3 protein-coding genes are annotated in these 1,217 nt (G+C 47.8%); 2 read left to right on the top strand and 1 reads right to left on the bottom strand.

All coding sequences use genetic code 11. The features are described from left to right. Together P3T48_RS05925 and P3T48_RS05920 are read left to right on the top strand one after the other, a co-directional pair. On the top strand, nucleotides 1-437 hold a 437-nt coding region (locus tag P3T48_RS05925), incomplete at its 5' end, for a site-specific integrase (protein WP_276505999.1). Next, nucleotides 434-796, top strand: coding sequence for a virulence RhuM family protein (locus tag P3T48_RS05920; protein WP_117678398.1), 363 nt, complete (start codon nucleotides 434-436; stop codon nucleotides 794-796). The genes P3T48_RS05925 and P3T48_RS05920, both read left to right, overlap by 4 nt. 238 nt (nucleotides 797-1,034) lie before the next feature. Here P3T48_RS05920 and P3T48_RS05915 read toward each other — a convergent pair. Further along, a partial coding sequence (locus tag P3T48_RS05915; protein ID WP_276505998.1) for a helix-turn-helix domain-containing protein occupies nucleotides 1,035-1,217 on the bottom strand: 183 nt, incomplete at its 5' end.

Below are 1,217 nucleotides of genomic sequence, written 5' to 3'. Positions count from 1 at the left end.
CTCACCATATCAGTGAGAACTCCGAGGGTAGGAAGTTCATCCGCAAGGAAAGAGAGAAGACAGGCGTGGAGTTCTTCGTGCCACTCCATCCGATAGCCGAGAAGATACTTTCGCTCTACAATACCACGGACGACAGCAAGCCTGTTTTTCCACTGGGTGAGAAGAAAGACATCTATCTTGATGTGCATACCCTTGGAATGGTGCTTGGCATAAGCAATAAGTTGGGATTCCACGCCAGCCGCCATACATTCGGAGTCTTGATGCTCAACGAGGACATTCCCATCGGCAGCATAGCCAAGATGATGGGACACGCAGACATTACAAGCACACAGGTCTATGCGCAGGTGACGGAGCAGAAGATTTCAAATGACATGGATAAGCTTATTGCCAAGCGAGAAAGGAACAGATTGTCGAACGAAAAAACTATTGGAAAATGAACAGAGGAGTTATAACTATCAGCGAGAGCGGAACAGTATCCATGCCGACCGATACTGTATGGATGACCATGCAGGAGATTGCCGACATGTATAATGTATTCGGCTGCTATGTGCGCAAGGCTGTCAAGGCTATATTCAAGGATGGCATTCTGAAAGAGCAGGGTGTACGCCGTCATGTCAGGAAGAACGACCGCATCAGCTATGATGTGTATAGCCTTGAACTCGTCATTGCGGTAGCCTTCCGTATTGACAGCATTGAGAGCAGAGCCTTTCGGGAGTTCATTATGCAAGCCATCATCAAAAAGCAGACAAGCCGCACTAAACTGGTCTGTATCTTTACAGAGAATGCAATGGCATAGACCTGCCATAAAGCAACGTTCCTTGGAGGCTTTGCGCCTCCAGCCACTTGGGCGAACCACCGCAGTGTGTTTTAGCATGGTATTAGATTTATACAGGTAACACAAATGATACCCGGCAAACACGACCAACTCGGTATAGCCAATAAAATGAGGCGACAACCTATAACAACCACGCTCGGTAAGTTATACGTTGTCGCCTTGTTCATTTCACCCCACTCATCAAGGACATGTATTTCTTCTACAAGCCCTTCATTCTGTACGCCTCACGATAGTTAGCCATCAGAATCTTCTGAATGTCAGACTCGCGGTAGAGTATCTTTCCGCCAAGCTGGATATACGGGATGACACCGTTGTTTCGGTAGTCCTGCAGGGTTCTTCGGCTCAGTTGCAGCCTGGCACAAAGCTCCTTGTCCGTCATGAA

Origin of the sequence: Segatella intestinalis, assembly GCF_029348455.1 — a bacterium.
GTDB lineage: Bacteria > Bacteroidota > Bacteroidia > Bacteroidales > Bacteroidaceae > Prevotella.
Note: the sequence above shows the minus strand (reverse complement) of the source record. Positions and strands in the feature narration are given on the sequence as shown.

Coding starts and splice junctions, on each gene's coding strand:
- P3T48_RS05920 (WP_117678398.1), top strand. CDS start 434: ATGAACAGAGGAGTTATAACTATCAGCGAGAGCGGAACAGTATCCATG.